This window comes from Hufsiella ginkgonis (genome assembly GCF_009834915.1).
In the GTDB taxonomy this organism is placed as follows: domain Bacteria; phylum Bacteroidota; class Bacteroidia; order Sphingobacteriales; family Sphingobacteriaceae; genus Hufsiella; species Hufsiella ginkgonis.
The window spans coordinates 717,398-736,121 of record NZ_WVHS01000002.1; the positions used below are offsets into that span (position 1 = coordinate 717,398).

Here is an 18,724-nt window from a genome sequence, read left to right on the forward strand (position 1 = left end):
CCACCTACGGCTACGTTGTGGTACTTGATCGAATCCGACCCGATGGTATATCCGTGGCCGCGAAGCCCTGGGCTGCCACGCCATTGGAAGAGAGCTGCACGGTGTAGGTGCCGGGATCGAGGTCTACCTTAAACGAGGCTGCATCGCCGGGGTGCAGCTGCCTGGTATACACCGGTGTGCCCGCCCCATACGCAAAAATGGAGTAGGTGGATACCTGGTGAATGCCGTCATCGACCCCTGTATTATAAGTACAACTGAATACCACGCTTACCTTTTGGGCAGCAGTGATCACCATGGCCGAATCCATTTCTACCAGGCCTCGGTTACCCGTTCCGGTGACGTGGTGCGTGATGGTGGACTTTGGCGCCGGCTGGGTATAGGAAGTATATACGTCATTCGACTCATAAACCACCGAGTCCTGCCCTCCCGTGGGATAAATGATCCTGCTCAGCATACCCACCCCGGCAAGGCTGGGATTGGTGCTGCGGTTAGCCGTAGAGTTCGGGAAATAATTAGCGAGCGAGTCGACGCCCGGCGCCGGTAAAAAGTTGATGTTATTCTGCCCGTTAAAAAAGCCGTATTCATCCTGGGCGAATGCCAGGCGCGGCGGCAGGTCATTTACCCGGTTATACGCAAAATAATGGTTCTTTACTTCACTTCCTGAAACGGGGTATTCGCTCACCCTTACCAGGAAGGGGCGGTAATTAAGCATTGTTTCCCCGGCGATTGCCGTGTAGTAGCTTCCTATGGGCGAAGAAGTGGTATATTCCAGCCCGTAATTCCTCACCGGCACGACGGAGCCGGGCGCGTATAGTTTTACGGCTGTCACCAGCGAATCGCCCGGGACGTCGGGCCGGCTGCCGTACCAGAACCGCACTTCGCTGCCGTTGGAGGAGACGATCTTTTGAAGGAATACGCCGTTATTGTAAATGGTAGATGCACAGACCGTGTTGGATGTCAGGTCGGCGGCAGGGACAGAGGGAGGGCTAGACAGTGGGTCGATCATTGCGCGCACGGCCGTATAATCCGGCGTAGCCACGCTGTTCTGGGAGAACGACGGCCAGTATTCGAAGCTGTGCTTGCGGTATGTAAAGGTCATGTAATTGCCCTGCAGGTCCTCGATGCGTTTGAGGTACCATGCGTTTTCGATGGGGATGCTGTAGTGCTTGCCGCAGTCGGTGCCCGCGCTGCCCGAGCGGGAACTTTCCGTGGCGGTGTTTCCGCCGAAAAAATACTTCCGGCCTTCGGCATCGGTGATCCGGAGCGTCCAGGTACTGTCAGACACATAGTGGAAGTTGGTGGCCACCTTCAGGTTGGAGTGTTCCAGGAAGATCACTTTGGTGCGGTCCGCAGGATCGAGGAAAAAGCGGCCGGAATAGCCGTTGAAGTTGAAGCTGAACACGTCCGGCTGCGTATCGTACAGGTCGAGGCTTAGTGCCGCATCGGTTAAAAAGTTGGTCGCTGCGGTATCGAACGAGGTGGAAAGGTCTACACCAGGGGGCGCCGCGCGCCAGGTGGAACGTTCGTCGGCATTGTCATACACCGTACGGTTAACCATCCCGCCGGCGTTAAGCACCCAGCCCATCCCGGCGCGGGAGGCGACCTGGTCCACTTTGATACCGCCGGCATTATAGGAGACGGAGATGTCGGTTTTTATGGTACCGGCATTGAGGCTCACCATGGGGATGCTGGTAGCCATGCTGCCGGTGGTGAGCGATACCGGGACCCTGGCGACCTTGCCAAGCTCGGCCGCGTTTGGCGCCGGCGGCAATACCGAGGGAAGCTGCAGGTTGGTCTGCGCGCAGCAAAGGTGCGCGGCAAAGACGGCGATGGCTGAAAAAAACACTTTTTTCATCTGGAAAGTACGTTTTGCGGGAATGATAGTGGCAGGGAGTTATTTTTTGGGAGCTTCCAGCTTTTCGGCCGTTCTATCACGGCCGCAATTTCCAGCCCGTGCTGTGTTTATGTACTTTACCTCCCGGGAGAGGGGCGGTGTTTCCTTCGAGCGGGCGGAAACAGCACAAAGCGGTAGCACGGCTAGCGTGCCGGAGAATGGTTTCATCGTGATTGAACTTTAGGTTGAATTTCTTCCAAGTTTACACAAGTACGGATGATAAACCGCCATGCTTTCCATAAGACTTTTCCACATTGGTGAGTTCTTCCCTATAACTCCTGTCGCCGTTAGGATGATGCCCGCGACACTACCGTCAGCTCCGGGCCTGCACCCTTAGATGATTCGCGGATCACGAGCTTCGTATTCATGAGCACCGATTGATTGGGCTTCTTTTTATTGAGGGAGTTCAGCTTGTTCAGCAGCAGCGTGATCACTTTATCGGCCATTTCTTCGATGGGTTGCGCAATGGCCGTGATAGAGGGTGAATTTAGCTCGAACAGGTCGTGGTCATCAAAAGCAACGATGCCCAGTTTTGGCGCGATCTGCCCTTTTAGCTGGTTAATAGCTTTCAGGCCGCGAATGGCGAGGTAGTTGGTACCGAACAGGATGGCGTCTACCTCCTTTTTTCGCTGCAGGAACGCGGCGATGTGCCGGATGGTATTTTCTTCATCGAGCGTAAAAGCGACTTCTTTAATATGAAAATTCAGGTTATGCTCTCTCAAAGCACGCTCGTAACCCTCCAGGCGGCCCTGCATCTGCGATTGCAGCGAATCGAGCGTTATAAAAGCGATGTTTTTAAACCCTTCGGCCACCAGATGTTTCACAGCGAGATAGGTACTGGCGGCATTGTCGATCATCACATGATCGGTGCTTACCTGCGGCAGCGTGCGGTCGAACAGGATCACCGGGCGGCCGTCATTTATCAGCGCGTTGATCTCTTCGTCAACGCCCTCCGGCGGGGCGATGATGAACCCGTCTACATGCCGCTCACGGAACATGTGGATCATCTCCCGCGTCTTTACCAGGCTGTTGTCTGTACTGCAATACATGATCTTATAGCCGCTTTTATAGGCACGTTCCTCTATCAGTCTTGCGATGTTGGCGAAAAACGGGTTGGCTATATCCTCCACCATCAGGCAGATGATATGGCTTTTGCCTGTACGGAGGCTCCTGGCCAGCGAGTTGGGGCGGTAGCCCACTTCCTTCACATGCTTTAATACCCGCTCTACCAGCTGTGCGCTGATCCTTTTCTCTTCGGCTCTCCCGTTCAGGATAAACGAAATGGTTGTTACCGACACGTCCAGCTGCGCGGCAAGGTCCCTGATCGAAATTCTTTTCTTCATCTGAATAGTCAAATATACACTAACGCTAAAACTCCACGCTAACTTAACGCGCAATTAACGAACAAAAATTACCTTGGCTGCTTGCGGACAATGGCTGGCAGTGTGTATAAAGTAATCACCATTCTGATAATTGCGGCATTTATTTCCATCTCCCTGGCATGGAACGGGCCCCGTAACACGATAGGCGTAACAAACGGCGTAACTTATTTCCGGGAACAACTGGCGGTATTTGCCGGGGCCAACAAACGCCTGTATGCAGCCATCGATAAAATTAACGGTGATACCCTATCCGTTTTACGGGCGAAACAAGCCCTTATCAACTGCCGTGTAAGCTATAAAAAGATTGCCTTTTTTACGGCATATTTTTTTCCGAGCGAAACACGGTTCTACAATGCCGCACCTAAGTTCGAAGTAGAGGAGCCTACATTGGAACTCGTTGAGCCGATGGGCCTTCAGCAGATCGAAACGATGCTGTACGACGACGACCTGCCGGCCGCCAAACCCGCCCTCCTCGCCCAGTGCGAGGCGCTTTGCACTTCTGCCGATGACCTCGGCGCGCTGCTGTATGGTTTCGAGGCAACCGACGCCCGGTTATTGGAAAGTGTACGGGTAGAGCTCATCCGGTTATCGTCTTTATATATTTCCGGGTACGATGCGCCGATGCTCAAAAGCGGTATCGTGGAAACTGCCGCAGCTACGCGCGCGATTTCGGCGGTACTGGAGCCGTACTTTCGCAAAGATACTCTTGCAGCCGGTACGCTGCGCAGGCTGACCGCCCATTCGCTGGCCTACCTGGAAGCGCACCCGGATTTCGATTCCTTCAACCGGATGGAGTACCTGGTTAAGTTCGCCCTGCCCATGCAAAAACAGCTGGGGCTCTTTACCAGGCGGCTCGGGCTCGAACTCAACACGTCGCCATTCCTCGATTACCGCGCAGACCATATTTACCGCCCGGGTGCCATTAACCTGGCCGGGGCACACGATGCGGCCGGCAGGCAAAAGGTCATGCTTGGCAGGCTGCTCTTCGCAGATCGCGCCCTTTCGGGGAACGGGTCTGTAAGCTGTGCCAGCTGCCACCAACCGGGCAACTATTTTGCCGACCGGTTGGCGAAAAGCCCGTCTCTCCACCGCGACTCGGTATTAAAACGCAACACCCCTACCCTGCTGTATGCCGGCAAACAACATACACAGTTTTGGGACGGACGCGCGGGCAGCCTCCAAAACCAGGTGCACGAGGTGATCTTCAACCCGCTGGAAATGGGCGGCAATAACGCGGCCTTATCGGAACGTGTACTGAAAAAGGAAAAATACCGGCATCTCTTCGCCGCTTCCTTTCCAGGGAAAAGGTTGCGCGATATGGGCATCCGGGAGGTCTCCGCGGCGCTATCGGCCTTTGTAACGCAACTGGGCGACCTTAGCTCCCCCTTCGACCGTTACCTGGCGGGCGAAAGTAAGGCCATGACCCCACGACAGGTTGCCGGGTTTAACCTGTTCATGGGCAAGGCGCAATGCGGTACCTGCCATTTTCCGCCCTATTTTAATTCGCTCGTGCCGCCTTTGTACGACCTTTCGGAAGTAGAAATACCCGGAACGCCTGCTACCCCTGACTTTAAAAAGCCTGTAGCCGACACCGACCGAGGACGATTCGCCCAGTTCCGCATCCGATATTATGATGGCGCTTTTAAAACCCCTACGGTGCGTAATGCCGCCGAAACTGGACCGTATATGCACCATGGCGCGTTCGTAACGCTCGACCAGGTGATTGAATTCTATAACCTCGGCGGTGGTCGCGGCATTGGGCTCGATGTGCCCGATCAAACGCTCTCCGCCAAACCGCTCGGGCTTACGCCAACAGAAACCGCTGCTATTAAATCATTTATTGAATCGCTAACAGATAAACGCAATTAACCTATAACACATGAGAATTGTTAACACGCTCCTCCTCCTGCTGCTGTCTTTCGCTTCGTTCGCACAAGAAGGCGCCGCTATCCGGCCATTAAGAAGAGGGCCCATGGGTGTGCAACCCGAGCTGCTGCGCGGCCCCTACCTGCAAATGGCAACCCCTACCGGTATGACCATCCGCTGGCGCACCAATGTATTCGATCACAGCCGGGTACAGTACGGCAGCGCGCCCGACAGACTCGACCGGCGTATGGACGACTCGACGCTGGTGAACGAACACATCATTACCCTGACCGGCCTCAAACCCTTCACCAAATATTATTATACCATTGGCGGATTGGCCGATACCATCCTGCAGGGCAATGCCGATAACTACTTTTATACGCTCCCCGAAAAAGACAGCGACCAGCTGATCCGCGTAGCCGGGTTTGGCGATTGCGGCAATAACTCCATTAACCAGCGTACCGTACGCGACCAGGCAATTAAGTACCTGGGCGATAACTACCTGAATGCCTGGATCCTGATGGGCGACAACGCCTATAACGACGGTACGGATGCCGAGTTCCAGGCCAAGTTCTTTAACATCTACAAAGACAATTTGCTCAAAAAGTACCCGTTATACCCCGTGCCGGGGAACCACGACTATAATAACTACAGGTCTTCTTCTATCGCCGCGATTAACAAGATCGCCTATTACCAGAACTTCTCGCTTCCCGCCAAAGGTGAAGCTGGCGGAATTCCTTCCGGCACCGAATCCTACTACTCGTATGATATCGGTCCTGTACATTTCCTCGCGCTCGACTCCTACGGGCCCGACAAGAAAGGAACTTATATGTACAACGAAATGGGCGAACAGGCGGAATGGGTGAAAAAAGACCTCGACGCCAATAAAAGCAAATGGGTGGTGGCGTACTGGCATCACCCGCCGTATACCATGGGCTCGCACGATTCGAACACGGAACAGCTCCTGGTAAAGATCCGGCAGAATTTTATTAAGATCCTTGAAGACCGGGGCGTAGACCTCGTGCTTTGCGGTCATAGCCACGTGTATGAACGTACCAGGCTCATTAAGGGCTATTATGGCATGGAAGCCGATTACGATGCACAGAAATACGAGATCAGCAGCTCCACCGGCCTGTACGATGGTACGAAAAACTCGGCGCCTTACCTTAAAAGCACCAAAAATAACGAAGGAACGGTGTACGTGGTAAGCGGCTCCTCGGGTGCCCTGGGCGGCCACATGGACAATTACCCTCACAACGCCATGTACTATTCCAACAACGAGGTGGGCGGCATCGTGCTGCTCGAAGCACAGGGCAACCGACTCAGCCTGAAATGGATCACCGGCGAAGGAAAGGTTGGCGACCACTTTACCATGATGAAAGATGTTAGCCCGGCCGACGAAAAAGCACTCAAACAAGACAAACAATTATCCAGGGAATGACGATTATCTCACGGAAGGAATTTTCGAAGGCAACCGGCCTCCATAAGATCCCGATGCCGGGGCTCACCGCATTGATGATGCGGCTGATGAAGATCGATGCGCTTAACCGGCTTATCGGGAATGCATCGGCGCTGGAAGGCCCCGGTTTTGCAGCGCGTTTGCTCGCTAACCTCGGGATCTCTATCGGGTTAGACGAAAAGGACCTGGCTAATATCCCTGCCAAAGGCCCGTTCATCGTAGTGGCCAATCATCCTTACGGCGCCGTCGAAGCGTTGGTACTGCTCCATATTCTCTGCAGCAAACGGCCCGACACCCTTTTTATGGGCAACTTCCTGCTAAAAAAGATCCCTAACCTGGCCGATTATATCATCGCGGTAAATCCCTTTGAAACGGTGGATAATAAGTCGAGCATCAGCGGCATAAAAAATATATTGCGGCTGCTGAAAGACGGCACGCCGGTAGGCATTTTTCCTGCCGGTGAAGTTTCGTCGTTTAAACCGTCGAAACAACGCATCACCGACAGGAAATGGCATCCGGTGGTGGGCAAGATCATCGCGAAAGCCGGCGTACCGGTAGTACCGGTCTATTTCCATGGCAATAACGGATTGTGGTTCAGCATCTTACGCTTTCTGCACCCCTCCCTGCAAACCGCGAAACTCCCTTCAGAACTGTTTAACAAACAAGGGCACGTGTTAAAAATGCGGATCGGGAAGGCCCTGCTGCCCGCCGACGTTCCGGGGGGCGAAAATTCCAGCATATTGCTCGGTTACTGCCGGGCCAGGACCTACGCACTGGGCGCGGGCCTCGACGATGAGCCCCGGATCTTTAAACCCGGCGAGCTCTTTAAAGTAAAGAAAGAGCCCCAGCCCGTTGTTGCCGAAACATTCTGGGACGTACTTGAAACAGAGATCGCCAACATCAGCGAATACCGCATCAGCGTAGAAAAGAACTACGAAACCTACCTCGCGCCCTCATCGGCCATCCCGGTCATCTTAAAAGAGATCGGGCGGCTGCGCGAAGTCACCTTCCGGGAAGTGGGCGAAGGCACCAATAAGTCCATCGATCTCGACCGGTTCGATATCTATTACTCGCACCTTTTCCTGTGGGATACCACCGCAAAGATGCTGGTGGGCGCCTACCGGATCGGCAAGGGCGACGAGATCTTTTACGGCATGGGCAAGAAGGGGCTCTACCTGTCGGAGCTGTTCCGCTTAAAAAAAGGGATTACGCCGCTGCTGAAAAAATCGCTCGAGCTGGGGCGGTCATGGGTACGCAAAGAATACCAGCAAAAACCGCTACCCTTGTTTCTCTTATGGAAGGGGGTGCTTTGTTTCCTGCAATCTAACCCGCGCTACCGTTACCTGGTGGGGCCGGTAAGCATCAGCAACCGGTACTCGAAGTTCTCGAGGTCGCTGATGGTCGAATACATTACCCGCAATCACTTTAACCACGAGCTGGCAGGCTATGTGAAAGCGCGAAAGAAATTCACTCCCGATTTCTCAGGGATCGACCGGGAGATCCTGCTCGAAAACCGCGGCTCCATCAGGGACCTCGACCAGCTGATTGCCGAGCTCGAACCGGGGCATTTGAAAGTACCGGTGCTGCTGAGACAATACATCTCGCTGAATGCCTGGTTTATCGGCTTTAACCGGGACCCTAAGTTCTGTGACGCGCTTGACGGGTTCCTGGTATTAGACCTCGAAAAAGTCCCGGAGGCAAAATTAGACCGGTTGAGTTAGGCGTCCGTAAACCCGGACAACGTGATAAACCCCGGTCTTATTGAAGTAATTTAATAAAACGGATCAAGCTGAATTTCCGGGGAGTAGATTTGGCTGTCAGCTATCAGCATTCAGCCCATAAGTATACATTATAAGATAAGTAATTGACGTTGAGCTCTTCCTGAGTATAAAAAGGGACCGCCATTTACGTGGCAGCCCCCTTACGGAAAAGCATAAATTCTTGTCTCGGCTATTAAAACGCTACAAAACTAGGGAACGCATATTAACATAACGTTAAGGTGATGTCTTTTATTAAAACCCGGGAGAGTACCCGTTTACACTAAACTTCCCGCTGCCTCATTCATCCCGATGCACGTTTGACGTTATACTTCCGATCGATCCCACTAGTTACTACTACGCTTTACAGGCGGCTCCGGTTCCGGCTGCAGCACCGCTTTGCTGTATGAAACGCCCCAACGATCGTACCTGTCCAGCTGTATTTTGAGACGTGGCTCGAAATCGGTCCAGTTACGAAGCGCCCTGGACGACCATAACACTTCGCTGAGGGCGGTCATCCGCGGAAAGATCTGGTATTCTACCTTTGAAGGATAGGCCATATATTCGGTCCATACGTTGCCCTGTGCACCTAAAATGAACTTTTCCTCTGCCTGATTAATCTCCTTGGGGATCGGCTCATAACTGTACGTTTTCTGCACGGTGGTGTATCCGCCGATGGTCAACGAGTCGTCGCGGCGTGTTTGCGAGTGGTCCAGGTATACGTGGCTGCCGGGCGTCATGACCACGTAGTGCGATTGTTTTGCCGCATCGATACCGCCCTGTTCGCCCCGCCAGCTCATTACCAGCGCATTCGGCGCCAGTCCGCCTTCCAGGATCTCGTCCCAGCCGATGATCGACCGGCCTTTTCCGTTAATGTACTTTTCTATGCGCTGAATAAAGTAGCTCTGCAGGCCGTGCTCGTCTTTCAGTCCTTTATCCTTGATGAGCTGCTGGCAGAACGCTGAACGCTTCCAGTTCTCTTTCGGGCATTCGTCGCCCCCGATGTGGATTAATTTCGAAGGGAACAGGGCCATTACTTCATCCAGTACATTTTCGAGGAACGTGAACGTAGTTTCCGTGGGGGCGAACACATCGTTAAAAACGCCCCATGTCTGCTGCACCTGCTTGCCGGTGGTATCGCCGGCTACCGTGGTACGGCGCGGGTAGGTGGTCGGCTCGTTAGGGAAACAGCTCAGCTCAGGATACGCGGCAATCGCCGCCGATGCGTGCCCCGGCATTTCGATCTCCGGAACCACGGTGATGGAACGCCCGGCCGCATACCGTACGATCTCTTTTACCTGTTCCTGTGTATAAAAACCGCCATAGTGCTGGTTGTCATTGCCTGTTCCGGGGAAATGGCCAATGATGGTGCCGTTACGAAATCCGCCTATTTGTGTAAGTTTCGGGTATTTTTTTATCTCTATGCGCCATCCCTGGTCATCGGTAAGGTGCCAGTGAAAATAATTCATCTTGTGCAGGGCGAGGTAATCGATATATTCCCGGATAAAGGAAACCGGGAAAAAATGGCGGGCCACATCCAGGTGCATGCCACGATAGGCGAAACGCGGGTAATCGCTGATGGTTACGAACGGAACAGCGAGCCTCGCAGCTTTCTGTACCGGAAGCAGCTGGATGAGCGACTGTACGCCATAGAAAACGCCGGCCGCATCTTGCCCCTTTATGGTCACCGATCCCTTGGCGGCTTCGAGCGAGTACCCTTCTTTAGGGCCGTTCGTGGCGGTGCTGATAGCCAGGCGAACAGTTGTCGCACTTCCTTTGGGTTTGATCCCGCGAAGAAAGAACCCGTAATACTCCATCAGGTAAGCGTTTAAAAAATCGGCCGCGGGCTGGAGTGCCGGGGTGGCTGCAACCAGGTGGGTGCTTGCGTCGATAGTCAGCTCCCCTTTCACGGCCGGCATGGACACCGCTGCCGGTTTGGGAATAATGTTCACCTGCGAATATCCTGTCAGGCCAAGCGATAAGAAAAAGATCACATAAAAAACTTGTTTCATTTGGTGCGGTATGAGATTAGTAATTGTTATTCCTGTTCTTTAATTGATTTTCGGCATGAATGATCAGGGGATTGGCGTTTTCGATGGGCTCGACGTTAAAGCCCGTGAGCTCGGGCTCGCTCCCGCCCTTTACGGACAGGAGGAAACGCAGGGAATCGCATTTCAGGTAATATTCATAAATAAAGGTCGACTGGTTAACGCCGCCGGCGTCTGGGCGCGTTATGTAATCGACAAACTTCCCGTCGCGGCTCTTCCAGTCACATTGCTGCCGCAAACCGGCAAGCAATGGCCGCAGCTGGTCCCGCGGAAAATACTTCTCGGGGAAATTCACTTCCACGCTTTCCCGGTCGAGGTTAGCAATGACCCGGTCAGCGACATCCCTGGCACTATTTCCGCCGGCAGGCGAATACCCGCTGCCAACAGCATTTAAGTCCATAATGGTCGTTCCAAATACAATTGCAACAATAATGATTCCCAGGATGGTAACTGCGATCTTCATACATACAAGGTTAACTGCGGCGGACAGCTTCGGGCGGGACCCGTATTTCCGGCAATAAGGTAGTGTTTTTTGCTAAAAAAAATAAGTAACCTTGTGTAACTTGTGCTTATGTCCGTGATCTATCAGGAACATTGCCTCCATAACGAACCGGTCACATGTAAATATCAACACTATGGGTCTTTTCAGCCGTTTGCTTAATGAATTAATTGATATCATCGAGTGGGTAGACACCACCAATGATACCCTTATCTGGAAGTTTCCGCGCAACGACAACGCCATCAAAATGGGCGCAAAGCTAACGGTGCGCGAATCGCAGGTCGCCGTTTTTATGAACGAGGGACGAATTGCCGACGTATTCGAGCCCGGCATGTACACTCTTACTACGCAGAATATGCCCATCCTCACCACGCTGGCAGGCTGGAAATATGGCTTCGAAAGCCCGTTCAAAGCAGATATATATTTCGTGAGCACGCGCTTGTTCACCAACCAGAAATGGGGCACGAAAAACCCGGTCATGCTGCGCGATGCAGAATTCGGCCCGGTACGGTTACGGGCATTCGGCTCTTACGGCGTTAAAGTAAACGACGCCCGCTTATTCTTAACGGAGATCTCGGCCACCAAACCGGTATACACCATCGACGAGATCAACGAGCAACTGCGCAACATCATCGTATCGCGGGGCATGGATGCCGTTGCTTCTTCCCGCATCCCGGTACTGGACCTGGCCGCAAACTACGATGAAGTAGCCAACGTGATAAAAAACACCATCCAACCCGACTTTAATCACATGGGGCTTAACCTGCCCATGCTGATGGTAGAGAACATTTCGCTTCCGCCGGAAGTAGAGGAGGCGCTCGACAAACGCACCCAAATGGGGATCATCGGCAACCTCGGCGCCTATGCGCAGTTCCAGGCGGCCAACGCCATCGAAAAATCCGCGGAGAACAGCATCGGCGGCAACCTCGGCGCCGCAGGCATGGGCCTGGGAGTTGGTGCGGCCATGATGGGCCAGGCGGGAAACATCTTCCAGCAAAATCATTTCGACGCCAACCGGCCAAACCCGGCAGATGTTCCGCCGCCCATGCCGGGGGCCGTACAGTATTTTATCGGTATAAACGGCAAATCAGAAGGCCCTCATACGCTGAACGAGCTAACGCAGATGGCTGATAGCGGTAAGCTCACCGCGTCATCACCCGTGTGGAAAAAAGGAATGAACGAATGGCTGGCCGCTGAAAAACTTGACGAGTTGGCATCGCTTTTTAACAACACCCCTCCCCCGTTGACCTAACGGCGCACCGGAATTATGGACCAGGAAACTTCACGGGCGGTTGCCAGCGATTCGCTGAACTGCACCAATTGCGGCGCCTTGCTTCATTTTGTACCCGGTACGCACAGCCTCAAATGTGATTATTGCGGCGTTGCGAACAACATCCGGGCAGAAAAGACGGTAATTGAGGCGGTGGATTACGATACCTTCATCCGGCAGGAAAAAGTGACCGGAAAAATGCCAGGCCTGCAAAGCCTCAGCTGCAAGGGATGCGGCTCACAAACCGTATTTAAGGAAAACATTATTGCCGATAAATGTCCCTTTTGCGCCTCTCCGCTGGTTCTCGGGCTGGATGACCGGCAGCAGGTATTACGTCCGCATTACGTGCTGCCGTTCGCGGTCGACCGCAATGCAGCGGCCAGGTACTTCCAGCAATGGCTCAAAGGGCTTTGGTTTGCGCCCGGCGACCTCCTAAAAAAGGTGAACGGAGCTTCCTCGTCCCCGCTGCAGGGCGTGTATATGCCTTACTTCGCCTACAATACCGATACGGTTACAGATTACACCGGTCAACGGGGCGAATACTACTACACCACCGAACCGTACACCGTTACCGTGAACGGCAAAACCGAAACCCGGACGCGGCAAGTACGCCATACCCGCTGGCACTACACCAGCGGCACCGTACGGCGTTCATTTAAAGACGTTACCGTACCGTCGAGCCGGTCGCTGCCGCAAAAGACGATGCTGACGCTTGGCCCCTGGGACTTCGGACAACTGGAGACGTTCGATGAGCGTTACCTGAGCGGCTTCAGGTCGGAGACCTTCCAGGCAGGTCCGGAAGAGACGCTGGAAACCGCCAAACAACTGATCGCACCGGATATCGAGGCGGCGATCATTGATGATATCGGAGGCGACGAACAGCGGATAGACGAACAGTCGACCATGTACAATAACCTGGGTATTAAGTATATAATGCTCCCTGTTTGGGTAAGCTCTTACAATTACAACAAGAAACCCTACCAGTTCACCATCAATGCCTGTACCGGCGAGGTGATCGGCCAACGCCCGTTGAGCTGGATAAAGATCACGCTGACAGTGCTGGCCGGGCTGATCCTGGTGGCGGTGATATGGCTGCTGGTAAGCCGGCAGCAAGGGAACGGCTGATATGAATGCGATGACATACTACCATTCCCATATCGCTTCTCCTGTCGGAAAATTAACATTGGTTGCCAGCGACATCCACCTGGCAGCCATCCTATGGCACGATAACGATTATAGCGCCACTTTTATGGCTGGCAGCACGGAAAACATTAACCACCCCTTATTGCTCGAAACAAAGGATCAGCTTACGGAATATTTCGACAAACAGCGCATCGCCTTCACGCTTCCGCTTGATTTCTCCGGCGGTACGCCATTCCAGGTAAAGGTTTGGGAAGCACTGCTTACCATTCCCTTTGGCGAAACCCGCACCTATGGCCAGGTAGCGAAACAAATTGGCAACCCGAAGTCTGTTCGTGCGGTAGGCGCCGCTGCCAACAGGAACCCGATCCCGATCATCGCCCCTTGTCACCGCGTAATCGGCGCTTCCGGCGAGCTGGTGGGCTTTGGCGGCGGCATCGCCAATAAATCATTGCTTTTAAAGCTGGAACATAGCCGCAAAAACCCGACTCTTTGGTAACTTTGGAATACAGTGGTCATCTTTATCAACCGGCCCATGAATACCGCCTTAATCGCGATGGGGCGATCGTACCGACCATCGCCATTTTTGCCGTTTACTTTGATTTTGATGGAAATAACAAGCTGCATAACAATATCCCGATGAGAAAATAAATGCAGAAGATCACCGCATTTTCCTCCGCCAATTTCCACTTGCTATGCGATACACTCGCAGCTGCCGATAACGACCTGGCGCAAATCATTCGGCTTAACGGCTACCCGCCGATGTGGACAAGACCGAACACCTTCGAAACACTTATCCACATTATCCTGGAGCAGCAGGTTTCGCTGGCTTCGGCCCTGGCCACGCTCAATAAATTGCGGGAACGGATCACGGAAGTAACCCCCGCACGATTGCTGATGTTAACCGACGAAGAGCTGCGTGCCTGCTATTTTAGCCGGCAGAAAACGAGTTATGCCCGTTATTTAGCGGAAGCTGTCCTGGGCGGCGCCATCTCGCTTGCCGCTTTGGAAGAGCTCCCCGACGACGAGATCCGTTCACGCCTGAGCACGTTGAAAGGCATCGGGAACTGGACGATCGACGTCTACCTGATGTTTGTACTGCAGCGCGCAAACGTGTTTCCCGTTGGCGATCTTGCCGCCGTGAATGCCCTGAAACAAGTAAAAGCATTGCCTAAAGACACTTCCCGGGAGGAAATACTGGCCGTTGCAGCCTCCTGGCAGCCATACCGTACCGTAGCGACGATGATCCTCTGGCATCATTATTTATCGGTAAGGACCAGGAAACAGGGTTAGTTATTAATTCCTCCCCCGTACGGTAAAACATGTATGGGATTACAAATGCCGGCCGAATATCAATCTACAATGATGCGGCGCCGGGGCCGGACAGCAGCGCGCTAACGCCCCTCTTCCGCCACCTGTCATGGTAAAGACGTTGTCGGTAACCGACTTTTGGGGCGAATATCCCTTGCGAAAAAAGTAACCTGCCGGCAAAGTTCCCGTGTTCCGCAACTTTTATTATTTTTGCACCGTTAACCCCAAAAACACCTTCATGTAGGATTCATTTCTTCCCCGGGAAAATAAACAAGCGGTGTGCACCGCCGCTGTAATTATTCACTCACTAAGAAATGAACTATGCTTATTCTACAGGGTATTACTTATACCCATCCCAACCGGGACCTGCTATTTGATGAACTGGACCTGGCGATTAATAACCATGATAAAGCCGCATTGGTCGGCAACAACGGCGCAGGAAAATCGACACTGTTAAAGATCCTGGCGGGTGAATTGCGTCCCGCAGCAGGACTTGTAAAAGCGGAGCCGCACCCCTATTATGTACCACAACTCTTCGGGCAGTTTAATAACCAAACCGTGGCCGAAGCGCTGCAGGTACACGATAAGCTCCGTGCGTTAAAAGCGATCCTCGCTGGCGAAGTAACGGCAGAAAACATGACCCAGCTCAACGACGACTGGGTGATCGGAGACCGCTGCGGCGACGCCCTCGCTAAGTGGCAGCTTGGCCATCTCGACCCCGAACAGCCCATGAGATCATTAAGCGGCGGTGAGAAAACACGGGTTTTCCTGGCGGGAATAACTATTCACCGGCCGGAAACGGTGTTGCTCGACGAACCCAGCAACCACCTTGACGCCGGCGGGCGGGAACTCTTATATAATTACATTACCCGTACACAGGATACGCTGATAGTGGTAAGCCACGACCGCACCTTGTTAAACCTCCTGGATGTGGTTTACGAACTCGGCAACCGCGGAATTACCCGGTACGGCGGGAACTACGATTTTTACGCCGCGCAGAAAACCATCGAGCAACAGGCCCTGGAACATAACCTTAAGAATAAAGAAAAGGCGCTTCGCAAAGCAAAAGAAACAGCACGCGAAGCGATAGAACGGCAGCAAAAGCTGGACGCCCGCGGCAGGAAAAAACAGGACAAGGCAGGCGTACCTACCATTATGCTGAATACGCTCCGCAACAATGCGGAAAAAAGCACTTCACGTGTGCAGGAAATACACGCCGAAAAAATAGGCGCAATCGCAAAGGAACTAAACCTGCTTCGCGAAGTCTTACCGGGTGCCGACAAGATGCAAATGGATTTTGATAACGTCACCCTTCACAAAGGCAAAGCGCTGGTTACCGCAACCGGCATAAATTATCATTATGGCGGCCAGCCCCTATGGCGACAACCGCTGAGTTTCCAGCTCACTAGCGGCGAACGGGTGGCCATTAAAGGAGCAAACGGTTCCGGGAAAACCACGCTGATCCGGATGATCCTCGGCGATATGGCCCCTACCCTGGGCACACTTTCACGCGCAGCGGTGAGCTCAGTATACATAGACCAGGAGTACTCGCTGATCGACGACAGGCTTACCGTGTACGAACAGGCCGGGCGGTATAACCCGGGCGACTTACAGGAACACGACATTAAGATTCGCCTTGATCGGTTTCTCTTCGGCAAAAACGACTGGGGTAAGTCCTGCAGGACGCTCAGCGGCGGCGAGAAAATGCGCCTGATGTTGTGCGCGTTAATGATCAGCGCGCAGGCGCCGGACCTGATCGTACTGGATGAGCCTACCAATAACCTCGATCTCCGGAATATAGAGATCCTGGCCGGCGCCATTAAAGAGTACCGGGGAACGCTTATCGTCATTTCGCACGACCGATGGTTCCTGGAACAGGCAATGGTTGAAAAGGAGATCGTGTTGTAGCAGCTGCTTTTCAGAACCTCAACGCCCTGTCACGCGCCACGATCCGCCAGTTCCCGGCTATTTCGCCATCCGTAACGCACCACGCGTGGTCATACTGTGCCACGGTAGGGCAAACATGATAAGGTACGGCGTATAGAGCGGAGCCAATTTCCAGGGAACAGCCTTCCGGCACTTGCAGCACCATGTGTTCTTCGCTGTGGCCCACGGGTAACAGTCCTTCGGCATTCAAAAAAACCGCCCGCCGCTGCAGCACGTTCTCTGATGCGACAGACTTGTGGCCCATATCGATACATACCCGGCCCGGCGCAGGTTTCGATACCACCCGGGTAAGCACCAGCGCCGCAACTATAAAGGGTTGCTCGGGAATGGATACGCTATACCCCTGGTCCCAGAGAAGGAAGGTACCCGGGCTGCATTCCACTTGTTCGCGTTCCAGGTTCATGGCAAAGGTGGGCGTTCCGCCTGCAACCAGCAGGGGGAATCCCAGGCCTTTCGCAGCAAGTTCCCGCCGCATCGCTTCCACCGGGGCGAAGGCCGCCTGGCAAAGGCGGGCGCGTTCAGCAAAATTTTCGTGGTTAATATGGCCATCGTAGGCATGCAAACCGGCTAACCTGGTGCCCGGCAGGGCCGATGCAAAACGGTATAACGAAACGGCTTCCTCACCGGGGATGATACCCGTCCTGTTCATGCCCACGTTCAGGTCGAGGAATACGGTAAGGACAAGTTCCCCGGCCAATGCCATCTGCGAGATCATCTGCAAAGTATCCCGGTTATCGGCAATACAGGAATACCGGGTGAGCGGGAAATGCTTGACGAGCCCGATGAATCTCGAAAGCTTCGCGGCATTCGGCTGGTAGGCTAATAACACATCGGGAGCTCCGCACATTCCCAGCAGCTCCGCTTCCGCGATGGTGGCGCATTTAAACTTCGTGATACCGGCTTCGAGCATCAGCCTCACCGGCTCAGCGGCTTTATGGGTTTTAATATGCGGACGCAGCTTCGCGACGTCACCCGCCATTGCAACGGCATGCTGAATGTTCTGTTTGACCCTTTCCGGGTAGACCAGCAGCGCCGGAGAGTCTGTTTGGGCGGCATCGGCCAGTTTATACCAGGCATCGGTGGGTATCGTCATCATAATTTAGCAGTAAATGGCCTCCAAGGTACGGATCGGTTTACATTATGCACGCCCGGAACCGCCGGAAGCGGTTTATATGCCTACCGCTACCAACCACTTCTGCGTCACCGCCTGCTGCGCCAGCTGTTGCACCAGCAGCTCGAAATGCTCCTGGAAATAAAACTCGTGGTGGTTGTTGCCGCCTTCCGGGATCACGTTCAGCACTTCAAAAGAAGCTTCCAGGATACGCGGCACTTTTAATGCCTCCGCGATAGAGAACGGGAACGACTGATTACCTATAAAAAGCCTGCAGCCGGCAATTACGGAAGCAAGCTCGTAGAAATCCGATACCGGGTGCCATCGTAGCGCCGGGATCGACTTCTTCATATCCAGGTATTCTTCCTCGACGCCTACGAACAAGATATTGCCGTATGCGGACAAAAATGAGTAATCAATCATCGGATTCCGGTACCGCGAACTGCGGGCAACGACGATGGTTTCGTTAAAGCTGTTATCAGGCGATACATGAAGCCATTGCCTGGCAATATCGGGTGTGATGCCCGTTACATAACTGCACCAGCGGGCGATGCTTCCCTGGTGCAGCGGGATGCCCGCTTTGCGAAAACCGTCGAGGTCAACGTCGATGTGCTGGTTTTCCAATACGTTGCAGGAATGAATGTAAGGCTGCGCGCCGATAAGCGGCACCAGCATGCCGATCATCCTGCGGTTAAGCATTACATTTCCCAGCGGATGTGTGCGGCCGCGCGGAAGCAGCATCGGCTGATCGGGCAGCAGGTAAAGGTTCATCTTGGCGCCGGTAAGCTCGTAGATCTTGCGGATGGTGGGTAGCGCGTACATCACATCGCCCGAATTGCCGCTATGCTTGATATTCAGGCAATTGGCGTTAAGCAGCGATCGCCGGATCGACTCAATATTACCGGCCAGCGTGTAGGGCGGTTCTGCCGGTACGCCTGCACGCAGGAAGGCCTTGTACTCCCGGTATTTCTCCCGGTCGGTTATTTTTAGCCAGAGTTTTTGCAGCTTGTTCTTCTTCTTGAAAGGTTTCATGTCCTGCT

At 53.6% G+C, this 18,724-nt stretch carries 14 protein-coding genes; 8 read left to right on the forward strand and 6 right to left on the reverse strand.

All coding sequences use genetic code 11. From position 1 onward, the window contains the following. Positions 1–10: 10 nt before the first annotated feature. Both GS398_RS09940 and GS398_RS09945 read right to left on the reverse strand, forming a co-directional pair. On the reverse strand, positions 11–1,855 hold the full coding sequence (locus GS398_RS09940; protein WP_160906606.1) for a hypothetical protein: 1,845 nt from the start codon (positions 1,853–1,855) through the stop codon (positions 11–13). Between the two features lie 326 nt (positions 1,856–2,181). Continuing rightward, positions 2,182–3,237: a LacI family DNA-binding transcriptional regulator gene (locus GS398_RS09945; protein WP_160906607.1), complete on the reverse strand. Its 1,056-nt coding sequence runs from the start codon at positions 3,235–3,237 to the stop codon at positions 2,182–2,184. Positions 3,238–3,339: 102 nt separating this feature from the next. Between GS398_RS09945 and GS398_RS22820 the strand changes: the two genes are divergently transcribed. From GS398_RS22820 to GS398_RS09960, 3 genes are read left to right on the forward strand one after another with little or no spacing between them, the layout of a single operon-like run. Further along, positions 3,340–5,145 carry a cytochrome-c peroxidase gene (locus tag GS398_RS22820; protein WP_160906608.1) on the forward strand — a complete coding sequence of 602 codons (1,806 nt, stop codon included), beginning with the start codon at positions 3,340–3,342 and terminating at the stop codon, positions 5,143–5,145. 10 nt (positions 5,146–5,155) lie between these two features. Beyond that, a complete protein-coding gene (locus GS398_RS09955) occupies positions 5,156–6,583 on the forward strand; it encodes a purple acid phosphatase family protein (protein WP_160906609.1) in 1,428 nt (475 codons plus the stop codon). After that, positions 6,580–8,322 (forward strand): bifunctional lysophospholipid acyltransferase family protein/GNAT family N-acetyltransferase, encoded by a 1,743-nt coding sequence (locus GS398_RS09960; protein WP_160906610.1) that lies wholly within the window; start codon positions 6,580–6,582, stop codon positions 8,320–8,322. Before GS398_RS09955 ends, GS398_RS09960 begins: the two co-directional genes overlap by 4 nt. Positions 8,323–8,705: 383 nt before the next feature. Here the strand turns inward: GS398_RS09960 and GS398_RS09965 are convergent, their stop codons facing one another. After that, on the reverse strand, positions 8,706–10,370 hold the full coding sequence (locus GS398_RS09965) for a beta-N-acetylhexosaminidase (protein ID WP_160906611.1): 1,665 nt from the start codon (positions 10,368–10,370) through the stop codon (positions 8,706–8,708). 16 nt (positions 10,371–10,386) lie between these two features. Then, positions 10,387–10,869: a hypothetical protein gene (locus GS398_RS09970; protein WP_160906612.1), complete on the reverse strand. Its 483-nt coding sequence runs from the start codon at positions 10,867–10,869 to the stop codon at positions 10,387–10,389. A gap of 172 nt (positions 10,870–11,041) precedes the next feature. Between GS398_RS09970 and GS398_RS09975 the strand changes: the two genes are divergently transcribed. From GS398_RS09975 to GS398_RS09995, 5 genes are all read left to right on the forward strand, one after another. Continuing rightward, a complete protein-coding gene (locus GS398_RS09975) occupies positions 11,042–12,157 on the forward strand; it encodes an SPFH domain-containing protein (protein ID WP_160906613.1) in 1,116 nt (371 codons plus the stop codon). Between the two features lie 15 nt (positions 12,158–12,172). Further along, the gene (locus GS398_RS09980; protein ID WP_160906614.1) at positions 12,173–13,300 is read left to right on the forward strand and encodes a TFIIB-type zinc ribbon-containing protein; all 1,128 of its coding nucleotides are present in this window, start codon (positions 12,173–12,175) and stop codon (positions 13,298–13,300) included. A gap of 10 nt (positions 13,301–13,310) precedes the next feature. Continuing rightward, positions 13,311–13,814, forward strand: a complete 504-nt coding sequence (locus tag GS398_RS09985) for a methylated-DNA--[protein]-cysteine S-methyltransferase (RefSeq protein WP_160906615.1) — start codon at positions 13,311–13,313, stop codon at positions 13,812–13,814. Between the two features lie 152 nt (positions 13,815–13,966). Further along, entirely contained in the window at positions 13,967–14,608 is a 642-nt protein-coding gene (locus tag GS398_RS09990) for a DNA-3-methyladenine glycosylase family protein (protein ID WP_160906616.1), read from the forward strand. A gap of 339 nt (positions 14,609–14,947) precedes the next feature. After that, positions 14,948–16,534 (forward strand): ABC-F family ATP-binding cassette domain-containing protein, encoded by a 1,587-nt coding sequence (locus tag GS398_RS09995; protein ID WP_160906617.1) that lies wholly within the window; start codon positions 14,948–14,950, stop codon positions 16,532–16,534. Between the two features lie 10 nt (positions 16,535–16,544). On the opposite strand, the gene GS398_RS10000 is transcribed toward GS398_RS09995, so the two are convergent. Beyond that, on the reverse strand, positions 16,545–17,669 hold the full coding sequence (locus tag GS398_RS10000; protein ID WP_160906618.1) for a D-TA family PLP-dependent enzyme: 1,125 nt from the start codon (positions 17,667–17,669) through the stop codon (positions 16,545–16,547). A gap of 72 nt (positions 17,670–17,741) precedes the next feature. Then, positions 17,742–18,716, reverse strand: a complete 975-nt coding sequence (locus tag GS398_RS10005; protein ID WP_160906619.1) for a glycosyltransferase family protein — start codon at positions 18,714–18,716, stop codon at positions 17,742–17,744. Positions 18,717–18,724 lie beyond the last annotated feature (8 nt).